A 16,042-nucleotide genomic window follows, 5' to 3' on the forward strand; every position below is an offset into this window, starting at 1 on the left:
TACGCTTGGCCCACCCTACGGCACTACGGTATGGAGCGGCTTACGCCACCGCTTCCTTGGACTTTTCCGCGCGCTTGCGCTCGTTCGGGTCGAGGTGCTTCTTGCGCAGGCGGATCGACTTCGGCGTGACCTCGACGAGCTCGTCGTCCTCGATATAGGCGAGCGCCTTTTCCAGCGTCATGCGGATCGGCGGGGTCAGGCGCACCGCTTCGTCCTTGGACGTGGTGCGGATGTTGGTGAGCTGCTTGCCCTTGAGCACGTTGATCTCGAGATCGTTGTCGCGGGTGTGCTCGCCGACGATCATGCCCTTGTAGACCTTCCAGCCCGGCTCGATCATCATCGGGCCGCGGTCTTCCAGCTTGAACATGGCGTAGGCCACCGCTTCGCCCTGGTCGTTGGAGATCAAGACGCCGTTGCGGCGGCCCTGGATCTCGCCCTTGTACGGGGCGTAGCCGTGGAACAGGCGGTTCATGATCGCCGTGCCGCGGGTGTCGGTGAGCAGTTCGCCCTGATAACCGATCAGGCCGCGGGTCGGCGCGTAGAACACCAGGCGCAGGCGGTTGCCGCCGGACGGCTTCATCTCGACCAACTCGGACTTGCGCTCGCTCATCTTCTGCACGACGACGCCGGAATGCTCCTCGTCGACGTCGATCACGACTTCCTCGATCGGCTCCATGGTGGCGCCGGTCGCTTCGTCCTTCTGGTACACGACGCGCGGGCGCGACACCGAGAGCTCAAAACCTTCGCGGCGCATGGTCTCGATCAGGATCGCGAGCTGCAATTCGCCGCGGCCCGAGACTTCCATCGCGTCCTTGTCGGAGGCTTCGACGACGCGCAGCGCGACGTTGCCTTCGGCTTCACGCAGCAGACGGTCGCGGATCATGCGGCTCGTCACCTTGTCGCCTTCAGTGCCGGCGAGCGGGGAGTTGTTGACGATGAACGACATCGACACGGTCGGCGGATCGATCGGCTGCGCCGGCAGCGGCACCTCGACGGTCGGATCGCAGAAGGTGTCGGCGACGGTGCCCTTGGTCAGGCCGGCAATGGCGACGATGTCGCCGGCTTCGGCTTCATCGAGCGGCGTGCGCTCGAGACCGCGGAATGCCAGGATCTTGGTGATGCGCCCGGACTCGACCAGCTTGCCGTCGGCATGCAGCACCTTGACCTGCTGGTTCGGCTTGAGCACGCCGGACGAGATGCGGCCGGTGATGATGCGGCCGAGATAGGGGTTGGCTTCCAGGATGGTGCCGATCATCCTGAACGGACCTTCCTCGACCGTCGGCGGCGCGACGTGGCGCAGGATCAGGTCGAACAGCGGCTCCATACCCTTGTCCTGCGGACCCTCGGGGCTTTCAGCCATCCAGCCCTGCTTGGCCGACCCGTACAGGATCGGGAAGTCGAGCTGCTCCTCGCTGGCGTCGAGCGCCGCGAATAGGTCGAACACCTCGTTGATGACTTCGGTCGGGCGCGCGTCGGGGCGGTCGACCTTGTTGATGACGACGATCGGCTTCAGGCCGACCTTGAGCGCCTTGGAGACCACGAATTTGGTCTGCGGCAGCGGGCCTTCGGCGGCGTCGACCAGCACCAGGGCGCCGTCCACCATGTTTAGGATGCGCTCGACCTCACCACCGAAATCGGCGTGGCCGGGGGTGTCGACGATGTTGACGCGGGTGTCCTTCCACTGCACCGAGGCCGCCTTGGCCAGGATGGTGATGCCGCGCTCACGCTCCAGATCGTTGGAGTCCATGGCGCGATCCGTCACCTTCTGGTTCTCGCGGAACGTACCGGATTGCTGGAGGAGTTTGTCGACCAGGGTCGTCTTGCCGTGGTCGACGTGGGCGATGATGGCGACGTTACGAAGGTTCATGAGTGAGCTTCTTTGCGGTCGGACAATGGGTTAAGCGCGATCTCGCCGGTCGGACCGGGACCTCTTCTCGAAACAACGCTGGAAGACTGGAAACGGGCGCTTTCCGCCCAAAAAGGGCCGCCCGGTCATCTCGACCAGGCACCCTACGCGTTGCGGCGCAATATATGCAAAAACCGCCAAAAAACAATGTGTTCTTTGCTAGTTGGTTGACTGAATTTTGTCAGGGAATCTCCGGGGGTTAGGGTAAATTCAGCACCAAACCGGCCTTTGCTCGGGGACGGGGCCTCGATCAGCCCTGCGCCGAGCCGGGGCTGGTCTCCTCGGTCGGATAGACCCCGCGCAGCACTTCCTCGAAGTGCATCTTCACCGCGTCGTTGCACAGGCAGGCGCGCAGGCGCAAGCCGTCGAGATTGCGGACCAGGATCGCGCCGCGTCTTGTATCGAGCACGCCCTCGGCCTTGAACGACTGGAGCACGCGGCTCGCATAGCTGCGGCCGACCCCGAGCAGCGTCGCGAGTTGCTCATGCGTCAGCGGCACGCTGCTCTCGTCGCCGGTCCGCTCCATCGCCGCAATGATCCACTTGGCCGTACGCTGCTCGATGGAGTGGATGGCGTTACAGGCGGTGGACTGGAACATCTGCGCCAGCATGCAGTCGGCATAGCGGGCGAAGATGTTGCGCAGCGAGGCCGAGCGCATCTTGGCAGCGTCCAGCTTGGCGACGTGAATGCGCGCGAATGGTCCGCCGAATTTCACGCAGATGCGGGTATAGGCCGGCAAAAATCCCTCGCTGACGATGCCGCCCACTGCGCCTTCGCGGCCGACCAGGATGGTCTCGACGTCGCGGCCGTCCTCATTGGGAACGAGAAATGTCGCGAGCGACGGCCCACAGGGGAAGTGCACGACCTGGACATCGTCGCCGGGACTGTAGAGCAGCTCGTTGGCCCCGGCGGTGTCCAGGGTGACGTGCGGTGCCAGCAGCGCGTAGTCAGCCGGACTCAAGCGCCGCAGCAGATTGTTGGCCGGCCGGCTGCCGACTTCGGTTGTCTTGCTGATACGCGCGTCCATCGTAAATCCCCTGCTCTCCTTTCAACACTAGCGAGGTCCGATCATGGGCTATGTGCACAAGTGGACAGACGTGAAAACTGTTCTGTGGTGAGTTTCGTTCCGGGAACCCTCCGATGCGCTGGGCGCAGGCGTCGGGATGAGGCTGTCCTCGATCGGTAAGAACATGCAGCCCTCGATATCCACCATCATGATACCTGCTCCCCCGGACGGCTCGACCGGCATGCCCGCCGATGTTCTGATCGTTGAGGACGATCCGATCATTGCGATCGATTTCGAGGATCGCCTGCTCGGATTTGGCGTGAGGAGCGTGCGCACCGTGGGGTCGGTGGCGCAGGCGCTGGCGGCGATCGCAGCGCGCGCGCCGGATTTCGCGCTGCTCGACGTCGAGCTCGGCCGCGAGAAAAGCTTTGCCGTCGCCGACCGGCTGGCGGCTGCGCAAATTCCCTTCGTCTTCGTGACGGGCTACGGCGCCGAGGATCGGATCGCTCCCGAATTCAAGACGCGGCCGCGGCTGCAAAAGCCGTGTTCGAGCGAAGCGCTGGAGGCCGCGCTGCGCTCGGGCGGCTCCTGATCGCCCGTCGGCGTTCTCCCGGCTTCAGGCCAATTTCGGATCGAGCGTGGTCGACCACAGCGCGACGTCGGCGCGGTCGCGCAAGGTCACCGTCATCTGGCCGGATGCGCCGTCGATCTTGACGTGACCGAAGAACTGCATGCCTGCGGACGGCGGCAGGTTCTGGTTGTCCTTGCCCGGCGCTTTGACGAAGCGCACCTCTGGCCCAAAGGTGTTGTCGAGCGCGTTCGGACCGAAGGTGCCCGCATGCAGCGGGCCCGAGACGAATTCCCAGAACGGCTCGAACTCCTGGAATTGCGCCTTGTTCGGATCGTAATAATGCGCGGCGGCGTAGTGCACGTCCGCGGTCAGCCACACCGTGTTGTTGATCGGCGCCATCTTGATGAAGCGCAGGATGTCGGCGATCTCGAACTCGCGGCCGCGCACCGGGCCGTCGCCCTGCGCAATGGCTTCCGATCCGCCCTTCGGCGTGTCCGACACGACGAGACTGATAGGCATGTCGGAGGCGATCACTTTCCAGGTCGCACGCGAATTCAGAAGGCCGCGCTTGAGCCAGGCGACCTGGTCCGGGCCGAGAAAATAGCTCGCGGGCCCGTAAGCGGTTTCGAGATTGGCGCCGTTCGGGCCGCGATAGCTGCGCTCGTCGAGCACGAACACGTCGAGATGCGGGCCGTAGGAGATCTGGCGATAGACGCGGCCCGGCTCAACGATGCTCTCCCGCATCGGATACATCTCGTGAAAGGCGCGGCCGGCGCGGGCTGCCAGCAGGGAGATGTCGCGCACCTTGTAGGACGCCGGCAACTCCTTCGACAGCGACCAGTTGTTGGTCACTTCATGGTCGTCCCACTGCACGAAGATCGGCACTTCGGCATTGAAGGCGCGGACGTTGTCGTCGGTGAGATTGTATTTGTGTGCGGCGCGGTACTCGTCCAGCGTCTCCGCGACCTTGGCCTTTTCGGGGATGGTGACGTTCTTCCAGGTCTTGCCGTCGGTGAGCTTCACCTCGGATTCGATCGGACCGTCGGCATAGATCGTGTCGCCGGAATGCAGGAAGAAATCCGGGCGATGCTTGCGCATCGCGGAGAAAGTGAACATGCCGCCATCATCGGGATTGATGCCCCAGCCTTGCCCTGCGACGTCGCCGCCCCAGACGAAGCTGACGTCGCGACGGTCGGCCGGAGCGGTGCGGAAGCGGCCGACCACCGGCTCGCCCTCGATCGCGGTATGCGAGAGATCGCGAAAGCGGACGCGATAGAAGATGTCCTGTCCGCCCGGCAGGTTCTCGATCAGCATCTTCGCGGTGAAGTCGCTCTCCGGCAGTGCCGCGATCGGCGGCAGTGCGCGGACATCCTTGAAGGACTCGGTCGTGGCCACCTCGACCAGCATCTGCGATGGCCGGTCAGTGCGCGCCCAGACCACGCCACCGTCGACCGTGACGTCGCCGGACTGCACGCCATGCGTAACCGCCGGCCGGTCGGCCGCGCGCGAGAGATGGGGCATCGCGATCGCGCCGAGTGCGCCGGCGCTGGTGGTGAGGAAGCGGCGGCGGGAGAATTTGATGTTCATGGCGGCTTCGCTTTTTGTCTCGTGCGCATCTCGCGTCGTCATTCCGGGACGGTCCGAACGACCGGACCCGGAATCTCGAGATTCCGGACTCGCGCTGCGCGCGCTCCGGAATGACAGCGAAAGCTATACTGAGACAGTATGACGCAGCAATAACGCGGCAAGCGTTTACGCGTTGCCGGCGGCCCTGAATTGCGCGCCTGCGCGCTGCAGGCTTTGCGGCATGGCAAACAGCACGGCCTTGCGGTCGGCGACGGCGGCGTGGAACTGGTCGAGCACGATGTTGATGGCGGTGAGCCCGCCCTCTTCGATCGCGCCGTGATCGAAGCAGCGCAGCGTGTCGCGCAGGATTTCGTCAGCCTCGGTTTGCATCTGGTCGAGCTCGTCGGTCGTCTCGCTCTTGCGCGCCGCCGCGATCAGGTCGAACAGGCGGTCGCGCAAATGGCTGTTGTTGTCGCGCTCGTCCTTCTTCAGGTAGCCCGCGAACCAGGCGCCGATCGAGCCCATCGCCGAGAGCGCCATCAGGGTCCACCAGATGTAATCGCTGTATTTGTCGAGGAAGGTCTTTTCCTCGCCGTCGACGAAGGCGGCGGCGCCCGGATGCACGGGGATCACCGCATCCTTGTCGGTGTCGGGCGTCTCGATCTTCGCCGCCATCGGGAATTCCGCCACCAGTTGCTGGCGCACGGCGAAGAGCTGGCGCGTGAATGCCGCGATGGTGGTATCGGACACCCCTTTGCGCGCCACGATGTGGTGCGAGAAGCTGATGGTCTTGACCTCGTCATCGGGGCGATCGGGCGAGCCGCCATAGGTGCCGGCGGGAATCTCCGATGCTTCGTAGACGGGATGGTTTTGCGCGATCGCGTCCGCGGAATCGATCGCGAGGAAGGTCGGCGTGCCGCTGTCCTTGGCGGAAGCCGCGATCGCATCCGACGTGATCTTGCTGTTGACGGGGCCGGCTGCGAGATAGGCATCGGCCTTCTGGGCCTTGATCGCCTCGGCGGCTTCATTGGCCGGGAACTGTATGACCTCGACCTTGGCGGGATCGACGCCGTATTGCTGGAGGATCACCTTGAGCAAATTGACGTTGGCCTGGGTTCTGCCGATCACCCCGACGCGATGGCCGGCGAGCTGCGCGATCTTGGTGATCTTCGCGCCCTTCTTCTTGCCCTTGCCGGGCACGGTCCACAGCACCACGACGTTCTTGCGCAGGGTCGCGACGGCTTGCGCGTTCTTCGGCACGTCGACGTCGCCGCGCACGATGGCGAGATCGACCTTGTTTTCCGCGAGCGCATCGGCGCTGGCGGTGGCACCGTCGGTCTGGATCGGGCGTAGCCGCACAAAGCTCTTGTGCTGCGCGAAAGCCTGCGTCAGCGCCTGCACCACCTTGAGGTCGTCGCTATTGGCCGGACCGACCGCGATCTTCAACGTCACCGGCCGCATCGCGAAATAGTATCCGCCGACGAGCGCGCCGATGATCGCAAGCACCAGCGCCAGAGACACAAGCGCCGTCTTCCGCGCCGCTGATCGCGGCGAAGGCGGGGTGGGCGCTTCGGCCAGGTCCAATCCCCCGGTCATCGATCTCCCAAACAGGCGCTTGAGGCTCAGTTTCATCTTGGCCGGCGATTTACACCTGCAATCATAGCAAATTTCTTGTCCCGCGGGGTTACATCTCCGTCATGGTTAGCGGATGGACGAAATCCGGTCTGAACCAGGGCCATACGCACGGTGTTAGGGTAAAGTTCCCCTGAAAATGGAGGCGATCATGGCAGAGCGGCTGACGCCGGAAGCACGCAAGCAGGCACTGGGCGCCATATCGGGCTGGACCGAGGTTCAGGGCCGCGACGCCATCGGGAAGACCTTTGTCTTCAAGGATTTCAACGAGGCGTTCGGGTTCATGACCCGCGCGGCGCTGGTTGCCGAGAAAATGGATCACCACCCCGAATGGCGCAACGTCTACAAGACGGTGGAGGTGGTGCTGTCGACCCATGACGCCGGCGGCGTCACCAAGCTCGACATCGAGCTGGCCAGGACGATGAACACGATCGCCAAGCTGACAGCTACCTGACACCTTGCGAGGATCGGCTGCATCCCCATGTTGTGATCAGCAGGAGATGCGGCCATCTGCCGCCCCTGGCTGAATGGGGAGTTTGTCGAACATGGCTGCCGAACACAGCGTCGGCTTCGAGCCGGCCGATCGGCTCGCGGAGGATCATGAGAGCGTGCGCCGCGGTTTCTGGCGCAAGCTGAAGCGTGTCGCCGCGCAATTGCCGTTCGCGGAAGACCTGCTCGCGGCCTATTACTGTGCGTTCGACCGGCAGACGCCGCGCCATGTCCAGGCGTCGCTGCTCGGAGCGATCGCCTATTTCATCCTGCCGTTCGATTTCGTCCCCGACGTGATGCCGATCCTCGGCTTCACCGATGACGCCGCCGTGCTCGCCACCGCCATCCGCATGGTCGCCAGCCACATCACGACGGAGCACCGCGAAGCCGCCCGCGCCGTGCTGAAGCGTGGGGTGGATGGTGCGGAGGCGGCGCAGTAGGCGTTGTTGGCTACACGCCGTAGCCACGCCCACCGCTGTCATTCCCCGCGACCCGGCCACGCCAAGGCTTCGCCGGGGTTGCGGTCCAGGGCAGCCGAAGCTTTAGCGTAGGTGGCAGGCGGGGAATCCGGTAGGCCGCGGCCTCTCGATTCAATCACTGACGTCACGGAGTACTGGATCGCCCGGTCAAGCCGGGCGATGACAGCGAGTGTGTGGGTGCCGCTTGCGACACCATCGGCCGCAATGCCGCTCGTTACTTCTTCTCCGCCCGCGCGTTCCCCGCGTCCCACGCCTGGAATTGCTTGAACAGCGCTTCCCTGTCTGCGTCGGACACCTTCTGGGCCGCGGGGTTCTGCTTGAGGAACGCCTCGAAGCGCTCCCGGGTCACCGGTTCGACGCCGTGCTTGTCGAGCCATTGCTGCGCCACCGGCAATCTGTTCCAGCCCGTCAGAGGTGCCGGGAGCGAGACTTCCTTCCACTTGGGATGGAAAGGCGGGTTCTGCAGGGTCGGGAATTTCGTGAAGAACGCATCCACGAACAGCGCAAGCTTACGGTAACGGTCGGTGTTGGGCGCCCAGTTGTAGGCCGCGAGCACCGCCGGCACCGCGATGGTGTCCACGTTCTCGCCTTCCTTGATCAGGTTCGGATAGTCTTTGGCGGTCAGCGTCGCCGGCAGATAGTCGCTCTGGAGCGGCTTTGCATAGTCGACCCCCGCGAGGTGGAAGCGGCCGTCATTGCTGAAGGTCGACACTGACTTGTACGGCTTGCCGCCGACCACGATGACGGCGTCGATCTCGCCGGCTTTCAGCTTCTCCATCGCGATGCGCTGCTCGACATAGACGAAGTTCGCCTTGATCCCGAGCCGTTCGAACACCGTCAGCGCGGTGACGAAGGTCCCGCCATTGGGCAGATCGACGCTGACCTTCTTGCCCTCGAGATCCTTCAGCGTCGCGACCGATTTCGGCGCGATCACCTGCATCTCTTCATTGTAGAGCTTGGTCACATAGGTGAACTGCTTCTTGATGTCCTTGGCAAAGCCCTTGCGCTCGAGATAGTCGAGCGTGTCCGCCCGCACGATGCCGAGATCGACGCCTTGCAGGAACAGAATGTCGGCGACGCTCTGCACCGAGCCGCGGCCGACGATCGGTAGCACGCGGATCTTGTTGCCGTCGTCGAGCACGGAGGCGAGGTCGGCGCCGAACTGCACGTAGGTGCCGCCGATCGTGCCGGTGATCAGCGTGACCGTATTGGCGTTCAGCGACTGCTTGGTCGAGGTCGAGCCGAACTGGAAGATGGCCTTCAGGCCGTCCGAGACCTTGGCCGGATCGTACTCGGTCTGCTCGGCGCGTGCCGCGAAGGCGCAAATCGTCATGATGGCGGCAACCGCCATTCCCAAAGCGTTACGCATAATACCCTCTGAAAAGTTCTAGTTCTGAAGCTGAGCGAGGCGCTGCCGCGCCTCCGCCGATCCGAGTGCCGCGGCCTTCTGGTACCAGTCACGCGCGACGGTCGCGTCGCCGGCGATGCTCCGCGCGTCGCTGGTGCCCAGCACGGCCGGGTCATAGGTCTGCGCCAGCAGAAACGCGGCCGTTGCATCCTGTGCATTGGCCGCGCGCTCGAGCAGCAGGCGGGCTGCAACAATATCGCCGATCCTCAACAGGCTCTTCGCGCGTGTCATCAGCCCGGCCAGCGTGTCGGCATCGAGCGTCTTGGCTAGCGTCTTGGCGGGCGGAGTGGGCGCCGGCGGCGCCGCGACGGGTGCGGGCGCAGGTATGGGTGCCTGGGCTTGCAGCGCCGTCTGATAGGCGGTCGCGATCGCTTCGCGGCTCGGCGTTGACGGTGCAGGGGGAACCTGCGTGTCGGCGCTCGCCAGCGTCGTGTTGGTCGCGCGGTCCGAATCCTTCAGCGAGCTCTGCGTCATGGCCGGCGTGTTGGCCGACGCCATGGCTTGCTCCGGCGCGATGCCCATCCAGCTAACGGCATTGGCGGGGAAGAGGCCGCGAAAGTCGGACTGATACAGTGTGACCAGAATTGCCAGGGTGGATGCCGTCAGAACGGCCGCGAGAACGCGCGGGACAATTCTGGAGCGCACCTCAATGGGCGCATATTCGCCTGGGTCCGGCGCACCGAGCGGATCGGACAGGAAGAGTGGAATTGGATCGTCCTGCGAAAGATCGGCCCGCGCGGCGCGCGCACGGATAAAGGACGCGGTCGGCGGATGTGATGTGGCTCGATCGGAGTCGAACGCCTTCGACTCCTTCGACGGGCGATGTGCCGTCGTCTCCATGGTCATGCTCCCCATTACCAACGCAACGCAGGGGCAATTCGGCTTAAGTCTTCTTGCTTTTGTCCAAAGTGTCCCGCAAATGGAACCGGTAAAACGCAGTTGGAATCAGCCCAAAAAACGACGACGGTTTGCGCGAATTAGGAAATATTTGGGTTTGATTGAGGCGGAGCGGAGGAATGCACCACGATTTTGGCGGTGATGGTTGAGGAAGGTTTTCCTAGACTCCGCTGACTTTGACCCCGGGGCATCCAGTGGGCCGCGGCGTCTCGGCTGAAATCTCTGGCGTCTCTGAAATCTGGACCGCCCGCCTCAGTACGCAATTGCGCAGAAGGCGGGCGACGACGGTCGCATATGTGGCGAGTGCGTGTGGCAGGCAAGCGCTGCGGCTCACACCATCACGGATGCAGGATCACCTTGCCCATGGCCTGGCGTCCCGCCAGAACCTTCAGTGCGTCGGCGGTTTGTGCCAGCGGGAAGGTGCGGTCGACATGCGAGGAAATCTTTCCTTCCGCGGTCCACTTCACGAGCTTCTCGAGATTGGCGCGGTTCTTGGCCGGGTTGAGCCGGGTCCATGCACCCCAGAACACGCCGCGGATGTCGCAGCCCTTCAGTAGCGCGAGGTTCAGCGGCATCTTCGGAATGTCGCCGGCGGCAAAACCGATCACCAGGAAGCGGCCTTCCCAGGCGATCGAGCGCAGTGCCTGCTCGGCATAGGCGCCACCAACCGGATCGAAGATGATGTCGACGCCCTTGCCGCCGGTGAGCTTGCGCAGGCCCTCTTTCAAATCTTCCTTGCCGTAGTTGAGCGTCAGCTCGGCGCCATGCGCTTTCGCGAATTCGAGCTTCTCGTCCGACGAGGCACAGGCGATCACCTTCAGGCCCATCAGCTTGCCGAGCTCGCAGGCAGCCAAGCCGGTGCCGCCGGCTGCTCCCAGCACCGCGAGCGTCTCGCCCGGCTTCGGGCTCGCGCGGTCTTCCAGCGCATGCAGCGCGGTGCCGTAGATGATGATGATGCCGGCCGCGCGGTCATAGTCGAGATTGTCGGGAATCTTCACGATCGATGCCGCCGGCAGCGCGATCTTTTCGCGCGCGCCGTTGTGGCCGCAGGACGCAACGACGCGATCGCCGACCTTCAGATCAGTCACGCCGGGACCGATGCTCTCGATCACGCCGGCGACTTCGGCGGCGGGCGAGAACGGGAACGGCGGCTTGATCTGGTACTTGCCCTGAATCATCAGGATGTCGAAGAAGTTCAGCGCCGCCGCCTTGATCGCGATCACCGCTTCGCCGGGACCTGCCACCGGATCCGGCACGTCGGCAAGCACGAGATCATCGGGCTGGCAATATTGCGAGCAGAGGATGGCTTTCATGGCGGCACCTTCTTGAGAATACTGGGCGTTTCGAGGCGGAATTATAGTTGGTCCGTTTCTGCCGGATTTAGTGCGGTCCGACAATCCGGTTTCTTTGTCTAGCGCAGCGTGAAGGCCTATCCTCGCGTCATTGCGAGCGCAGCGACGCAATCCAGAATCCGTCCTGCGGAAATAGTCTGGATTGCTTCGCTGCGCTCGCAATGACGAAGTAAGAAGAAAAAGAAGGATTCAAACGATGTTTGAAACGGGTCTGCTCAGGGATAAGCGCATCCTCGTCACCGGCGGCGGCTCCGGCCTTGGCGCCGCGATGGGACGTCGCTTTCTCGCGCTTGGCGCCGAGCTCGTGATCTGCGGCCGCAAGCTCGACCGGCTGGAAGCGACGGCGAGCGAGATGCGCGCGCAGACCGGCGGCAAGGTCACCACGATCGCCTGCGATGTCCGTGACGGTGGCGCCGTCGAGAGCATGATGGACGCGATCTGGCGCGAGGCGCCACTCGATATTCTCGTCAACAACGCTGCCGCAACCTTCATCGCGCAGAGCGAGCATCTGTCGTTTCGCGCCGCGGACGCGATCCTCGCGCCGACGCTGCATGGCGCGATGTATTGCACGCTCGCCGCCGGCAAGCGCTGGATCGACGGCAAGCATGGCGGTGTCGTGCTCTCGATCCTCTCGACCTCGACCATCACCGGCCGCGCCTTCACGGTTCCCTCGGCGATGGCGAAGTCGGCGGTGCTGGCGATGACCAGGAGTCTCGCGGTCGAGTGGGGCCCGAAGGGCATCCGTACCGTCGCGATCGCCCCGGGCCCGTTCCCGACCGCTGGCGCCTCGGGGCAACTCCGTCCTGAGGGCCGCGACGAAGGCTGGACCGCCCGGAACCCGATGGGGCGTACCGGCGAGCACAGTGAGCTCGCCGACCTCGCCAGCTTCCTGGTCTCGGACCGTGCCGGTTACATCAATGGCGAGATGGTCGTGATCGACGGTGGCGCGCATTTGCGCAGCTCGGGCGCCGAGGATTTGTTGCGCTGGACCGACGCGCAATGGGCCGAGCAGCGGGCTGCGCGATCCAAAGGCTAAGCCGCTAACTGCCTTCCCAAATTGGACTTTCCCGGTTATCCCTGCCGGGGGACAAAGCGCGGCCGGGCCATCTTCCAGTCACAATATTGAGGGAACCACTCCAGCATGTGGCGGGTGCTGATTTTAGCCTTGATGACGGGCGTTATGGCCGTGGGAATCACCGATTCCGCGCGGGCGCAGACGGCGCAACCGGCGCCCAAAGCCGCGCCAAAGGCGGCTGCACCGGCGGCCAATCCGGCTGCAAAGACAGTAGCAAAGCCCGAGAGCAAGCCGGTGGCTCCAGCCACCGCAGTTGCGGGCGGCGCGGAGCCGACCCTGATCGGCCAGTTCGGCACCTGGGGCGCCTATTCGGCCACACCGAACGGCAAGAAGGTCTGCTTCGCGCTGGCCAAGCCGTCGTCGTCGAAGACCAACCCGCCGAACCGCCCGCGCGATCCCGCCTATGCCTTCGTTTCGACCCGGCCGGCGGAAAAGGTGAACAACGAAGTCTCGGTCATGATCGGCTATGCGCTGAAGCCGGGCTCGGAATCCTCGGTCGAGGTCGGCGGCGCCGCTTTCGCGATGTACACGCAGGGCGACGGCCTCTGGATCAAGAACGCGGCCGAGGAAGAGCGGATGGTCGAGGCCATGCGCAAATCCGCCGATCTTGTGGTCAAGGGCGTCTCGGCCAAGGGAACGGAGACAACCGATACCTTCTCGTTGAAGGGCCTCGCCCAGGCGCTGGACCGGATTTCCCAGGATTGCAGGCGGTAAACCAGCCGCGTTAAGGCTGCGGTCGGTATCACGGTCGCAATCGGCGGTTCCGGTTGCTATATTGGGGTATCCCAAAGGTGCAGCCGACATGGCCGGGCTAAAGCGCGAAGCGCGTCTTCGCACCAGATGTCCCGGCCATCCACGCGCTAGCAACGGGCGGAATAGAACGTGGATGCCCGGGACAAGCCCGGGCATGACGAGAGATATCAGGCAACCAATGCAACCGACGACCGAGCCGCACAACGCAATACTGGTGGAGAAGACTCCGCTCGAAACCTATGTGCCGCCGGCCAGGCCCTCGCTGATCGGCCTGTCGCGCAGCGAGCTTGCCGACCGCCTCGGCGAGATCGGCGTCGCGCCCGCGCAGCGCAAGATGCGCGTCCAGCAGCTGTGGCACTGGCTCTATTTCCGCGGCGCCCAAAGCTTCGACGATATGACGTCGATCTCGAAGGGCATTCGCGGCGAGCTCGCGCAGCACTTCACCGTCGACCGTCCCGAAGTCGTGGCCGAGCAGATCTCGAACGACGGCACCCGCAAATGGCTGCTGCGGCTGCCGAGCGGCGACAACGTCGAGCGCGCGCATGAAGTCGAGTGCGTCTACATTCCCGAGACCGATCGCGGCACGCTTTGCGTCTCCTCCCAGGTCGGCTGCACGCTGAACTGCTCCTTCTGTCACACCGGCACGCAGCGGCTGGTGCGCAATCTCACCGCCGGCGAGATCGTCGGACAGGTGATGGTCGCACGCGACCGCCTCAATGACTGGGCCGATCGCGAAGACGGCACGCGCCGCGTCACCAACATCGTGATGATGGGCATGGGCGAGCCGCTCTACAATTTCGACGCGGTGCGCGATGCGTTGCTGATCGTCGGCGACAATGAAGGCATCGGCATCTCCCGTCGCCGCATCACGCTGTCGACCTCGGGCGTGGTGCCGAACATCGTGCGCGCGGGCGACGAGATCGGCGTCATGCTCGCGATCTCGCTGCATGCGGTGCGCGACGAGCTGCGCAACGAGCTGGTGCCGCTCAACCGCAAATATCCGATCAAGGAGCTACTGCAGGCCTGCCGCGACTATCCCGGCGCCTCGAACGCACGCCGCATCACCTTCGAATATGTGATGCTCAAGGGCGTCAACGATTCGCTCGACGATGCGAAGCTGCTGGTGAAGCTGCTCAAGGGCATTCACGCCAAGATCAACCTGATCCCTTTCAATCCCTGGCCCGGCACGGCCTATGAATGCTCGGACTGGGACCAGATCGAGAAATTCTCCGAATACATTTTTAATGCCGGCTATTCTTCGCCGGTGCGCACCCCGCGCGGCCGCGACATCCTCGCCGCCTGCGGCCAGCTCAAGTCGGAGACCGAGAAGCTCTCGGCCCGCGAACGTCAGGCGCTCCGCGCCATGGCGATGACGGATTGATAGTTCATGCCTTCGCTCTCGCATCCTCGTCATTGCGAGCGCAGCGAAGCAATCCAGAATCTTTCCGTTGAGACAGTCTGGATTGCTTCGTCGTGGAGCCTGTCATCCGGCCCGCCGAAGGCGGGACCGGGTGGCTCCTCGCAATGACGGCGGAATTGGCATTTCTGTCATGTCCCTGATCGGCCGCCTCATCGTCATCTTCATCGGCTTCCTCGCCGCCTGCTTCGTCGGCGGCATGATCGTCGTCGTCGCGCTGTTGTTTCCGGAGTTTGCCGATCTCGGCGCCGGTCCGGTCGACCAGGGCGCGATCGACATTCTGCTCGGCTTCGGCTTCATCTTCGTCTCGGGCTTTGCGCTGGTTCCGGCGGCGGTGATCGTCGCGATCACCGAAGCGCTCTATATCCGCAGCGCGCTCGCTTATGCCGTGGGTGGCGGCGTAGTTGGCCTAGCCTGCTATCTCGGCCTCATCCCCTTCCACTCCGATACACTCCAGTTCGAAGGCATCGTGCGGCGGCATCTGGAGATCATGACAGGCGCGGGCATCGTCTCCGGCGTGGTCTACTGGCTGATTGCCGGCCGCAATGCCGGCGCCTGGCGCAATCCGCCGCCCCCGCACAAGCCGCCTCCGCCGCTGCCGTCGAATTCGCGGCCGGATGCGCGATGAGTCGCGCCGCTTCCGGGGTTTTCATCTCCTCCCCACTCCGCTAAACCGCGCGCCATGAACCGGACTGGACTCTTCATCGCCCTGGCGCTGTGGCTTGTGATCGGCGTCGTTTTCGGCCTCTATCCCGAGCTCGATCTCAAGCTCGCCGCGCTGTTCTTCGACCCCGAGACGAAGACGTTTCCGCTCAAGCTGAATGAGTGGGCGGGCGTCGCGCGCGACGCCGCCATGTGGGTCGCCTGGGCATTCGTGCTGCCGCCGCTGGTCGCGCTTGTGGTCAAGATGATCCGACCCGACCGGCCGCTGATGGTATCGGGGCGCGCGATCGTATTCCTGCTGGTCACCATCATCATGTCGGCAGGCATCCTCACCAATCTCACCTTCAAGACCTATTGGGGACGGCCGCGTCCGGTGGTGGTGACTGAGTTTGCCGGCGACCAGCAATTCGTGCCGTGGTGGGATCCGCGCGGCGATTGCGCGCGCAACTGCTCGTTCTTCTCGGGCGAGGGCGCGACCGCGTTCTGGACGCTGGCGCCGGCTGCGCTGGCGCCGCCGGCATGGCGGCCGCTCGCCTATGCCGGTGCGGTTATGTTCGGCATGGTCACCAGCGGGCTGCGGATGGCCTTCGGCGGCCACTTCTTCACGGACGTCTCGATCGCCGGCCTCGTCACCTTCGTCGTGATCTGGTTCGCCTACGCGCTGATTTACCGCTGGCCGCGGACCCGGTTCTCGGACGAGGCGGTCGATGCCGCCCTGACCCGGCTGAACATGCCCGCCTACCGGCTCCGCCAGCGCCTGTTCGGCCGCAAGACAGGCCCCGAGCCGTCGATTTGAGCCATTAAATGCGTGCCGAGGCGCGCGAAATT

General features: G+C 64.2%; 15 protein-coding genes. 8 read left to right on the forward strand and 7 right to left on the reverse strand.

Annotation, left to right across the window (positions count from 1 at the left end):
* Positions 1-40 precede the first annotated feature (40 nt).
* On the reverse strand, positions 41-1,867 hold the full coding sequence (gene typA, locus AB7Z56_RS01660; protein ID WP_063980349.1) for a translational GTPase TypA: 1,827 nt from the start codon (positions 1,865-1,867) through the stop codon (positions 41-43).
* 289 nt (positions 1,868-2,156) lie between these two features.
* Positions 2,157-2,933, reverse strand: a complete 777-nt coding sequence (locus tag AB7Z56_RS01665; protein WP_135213906.1) for a Crp/Fnr family transcriptional regulator — start codon at positions 2,931-2,933, stop codon at positions 2,157-2,159.
* A gap of 136 nt (positions 2,934-3,069) precedes the next feature.
* On the opposite strand from AB7Z56_RS01665, the gene AB7Z56_RS01670 reads away from it, so the two are divergent.
* Positions 3,070-3,504 (forward strand): response regulator, encoded by a 435-nt coding sequence (locus AB7Z56_RS01670; RefSeq protein WP_231143759.1) that lies wholly within the window; start codon positions 3,070-3,072, stop codon positions 3,502-3,504.
* 24 nt (positions 3,505-3,528) lie between these two features.
* Here the strand turns inward: AB7Z56_RS01670 and AB7Z56_RS01675 are convergent, their stop codons facing one another.
* Both AB7Z56_RS01675 and AB7Z56_RS01680 read right to left on the reverse strand, forming a co-directional pair.
* Positions 3,529-5,070, reverse strand: a complete 1,542-nt coding sequence (locus AB7Z56_RS01675; protein WP_063985982.1) for an alkaline phosphatase D family protein — start codon at positions 5,068-5,070, stop codon at positions 3,529-3,531.
* Positions 5,071-5,235: 165 nt separating this feature from the next.
* The gene (locus tag AB7Z56_RS01680) at positions 5,236-6,681 is read right to left on the reverse strand and encodes a TAXI family TRAP transporter solute-binding subunit (protein ID WP_084794917.1); all 1,446 of its coding nucleotides are present in this window, start codon (positions 6,679-6,681) and stop codon (positions 5,236-5,238) included.
* A gap of 151 nt (positions 6,682-6,832) precedes the next feature.
* On the opposite strand from AB7Z56_RS01680, the gene AB7Z56_RS01685 reads away from it, so the two are divergent.
* Both AB7Z56_RS01685 and AB7Z56_RS01690 read left to right on the forward strand, forming a co-directional pair.
* The gene (locus AB7Z56_RS01685) at positions 6,833-7,135 is read left to right on the forward strand and encodes a 4a-hydroxytetrahydrobiopterin dehydratase (protein WP_354124616.1); all 303 of its coding nucleotides are present in this window, start codon (positions 6,833-6,835) and stop codon (positions 7,133-7,135) included.
* A gap of 91 nt (positions 7,136-7,226) precedes the next feature.
* Positions 7,227-7,610 carry a YkvA family protein gene (locus AB7Z56_RS01690; protein WP_063980352.1) on the forward strand — a complete coding sequence of 128 codons (384 nt, stop codon included), beginning with the start codon at positions 7,227-7,229 and terminating at the stop codon, positions 7,608-7,610.
* Positions 7,611-7,863: 253 nt separating this feature from the next.
* Here AB7Z56_RS01690 and AB7Z56_RS01695 read toward each other — a convergent pair whose 3' ends face one another.
* From AB7Z56_RS01695 to AB7Z56_RS01705, 3 genes are all read right to left on the reverse strand, one after another.
* The gene (locus AB7Z56_RS01695) at positions 7,864-9,018 is read right to left on the reverse strand and encodes a TAXI family TRAP transporter solute-binding subunit (RefSeq protein WP_028152802.1); all 1,155 of its coding nucleotides are present in this window, start codon (positions 9,016-9,018) and stop codon (positions 7,864-7,866) included.
* An 18-nt stretch (positions 9,019-9,036) separates the two neighbouring features.
* Entirely contained in the window at positions 9,037-9,897 is an 861-nt protein-coding gene (locus AB7Z56_RS01700; RefSeq protein WP_063985984.1) for a hypothetical protein, read from the reverse strand.
* Between the two features lie 395 nt (positions 9,898-10,292).
* Positions 10,293-11,267: an NADPH:quinone oxidoreductase family protein gene (locus AB7Z56_RS01705; RefSeq protein ID WP_014490699.1), complete on the reverse strand. Its 975-nt coding sequence runs from the start codon at positions 11,265-11,267 to the stop codon at positions 10,293-10,295.
* Positions 11,268-11,502: 235 nt separating this feature from the next.
* On the opposite strand from AB7Z56_RS01705, the gene AB7Z56_RS01710 reads away from it, so the two are divergent.
* From AB7Z56_RS01710 to AB7Z56_RS01730, 5 genes are all read left to right on the forward strand, one after another.
* Complete coding sequence (locus AB7Z56_RS01710) at positions 11,503-12,342, forward strand: SDR family oxidoreductase (protein WP_063980354.1); 840 nt, start codon at positions 11,503-11,505, stop codon at positions 12,340-12,342.
* 105 nt (positions 12,343-12,447) lie between these two features.
* The gene (locus tag AB7Z56_RS01715; protein WP_063980355.1) at positions 12,448-13,095 is read left to right on the forward strand and encodes an invasion associated locus B family protein; all 648 of its coding nucleotides are present in this window, start codon (positions 12,448-12,450) and stop codon (positions 13,093-13,095) included.
* A gap of 217 nt (positions 13,096-13,312) precedes the next feature.
* Entirely contained in the window at positions 13,313-14,515 is a 1,203-nt protein-coding gene (gene rlmN, locus AB7Z56_RS01720; protein WP_063980356.1) for a 23S rRNA (adenine(2503)-C(2))-methyltransferase RlmN, read from the forward strand.
* A 169-nt stretch (positions 14,516-14,684) separates the two neighbouring features.
* Positions 14,685-15,179 (forward strand): hypothetical protein, encoded by a 495-nt coding sequence (locus tag AB7Z56_RS01725; protein ID WP_063980357.1) that lies wholly within the window; start codon positions 14,685-14,687, stop codon positions 15,177-15,179.
* Positions 15,180-15,233: 54 nt separating this feature from the next.
* Positions 15,234-16,010: a phosphatase PAP2 family protein gene (locus tag AB7Z56_RS01730; RefSeq protein WP_063980358.1), complete on the forward strand. Its 777-nt coding sequence runs from the start codon at positions 15,234-15,236 to the stop codon at positions 16,008-16,010.
* The last annotated feature ends 32 nt before the right edge of the window (positions 16,011-16,042 follow it).

It is taken from the genome of Bradyrhizobium sp. 482_C4_N1_8 (genome assembly GCF_052075965.1).
Lineage (GTDB): Bacteria > Pseudomonadota > Alphaproteobacteria > Rhizobiales > Xanthobacteraceae > Bradyrhizobium > Bradyrhizobium barranii.

Excerpts from the sequence above, each read along its gene's own strand:
- AB7Z56_RS01690 (WP_063980352.1), top strand. The coding sequence starts at position 7,227 with ATGGCTGCCGAACACAGCGTCGGCTTCGAGCCGGCCGATCGGCTCGCG.
- AB7Z56_RS01685 (WP_354124616.1), top strand. The coding sequence starts at position 6,833 with ATGGCAGAGCGGCTGACGCCGGAAGCACGCAAGCAGGCACTGGGCGCC.
- AB7Z56_RS01665 (WP_135213906.1), bottom strand. The coding sequence starts at position 2,933 with ATGGACGCGCGTATCAGCAAGACAACCGAAGTCGGCAGCCGGCCGGCC.
- AB7Z56_RS01715 (WP_063980355.1), top strand. The coding sequence starts at position 12,448 with ATGTGGCGGGTGCTGATTTTAGCCTTGATGACGGGCGTTATGGCCGTG.
- AB7Z56_RS01710 (WP_063980354.1), top strand. The coding sequence starts at position 11,503 with ATGTTTGAAACGGGTCTGCTCAGGGATAAGCGCATCCTCGTCACCGGC.
- AB7Z56_RS01680 (WP_084794917.1), bottom strand. The coding sequence starts at position 6,681 with ATGAAACTGAGCCTCAAGCGCCTGTTTGGGAGATCGATGACCGGGGGA.
- AB7Z56_RS01725 (WP_063980357.1), top strand. The coding sequence starts at position 14,685 with ATGTCCCTGATCGGCCGCCTCATCGTCATCTTCATCGGCTTCCTCGCC.
- AB7Z56_RS01670 (WP_231143759.1), top strand. The coding sequence starts at position 3,070 with ATGAGGCTGTCCTCGATCGGTAAGAACATGCAGCCCTCGATATCCACC.
- AB7Z56_RS01705 (WP_014490699.1), bottom strand. The coding sequence starts at position 11,267 with ATGAAAGCCATCCTCTGCTCGCAATATTGCCAGCCCGATGATCTCGTG.
- typA (WP_063980349.1), bottom strand. The coding sequence starts at position 1,867 with ATGAACCTTCGTAACGTCGCCATCATCGCCCACGTCGACCACGGCAAG.
- rlmN (WP_063980356.1), top strand. The coding sequence starts at position 13,313 with ATGCAACCGACGACCGAGCCGCACAACGCAATACTGGTGGAGAAGACT.
- AB7Z56_RS01695 (WP_028152802.1), bottom strand. The coding sequence starts at position 9,018 with ATGCGTAACGCTTTGGGAATGGCGGTTGCCGCCATCATGACGATTTGC.
- AB7Z56_RS01730 (WP_063980358.1), top strand. The coding sequence starts at position 15,234 with ATGAACCGGACTGGACTCTTCATCGCCCTGGCGCTGTGGCTTGTGATC.
- AB7Z56_RS01675 (WP_063985982.1), bottom strand. The coding sequence starts at position 5,070 with ATGAACATCAAATTCTCCCGCCGCCGCTTCCTCACCACCAGCGCCGGC.
- AB7Z56_RS01700 (WP_063985984.1), bottom strand. The coding sequence starts at position 9,897 with ATGGAGACGACGGCACATCGCCCGTCGAAGGAGTCGAAGGCGTTCGAC.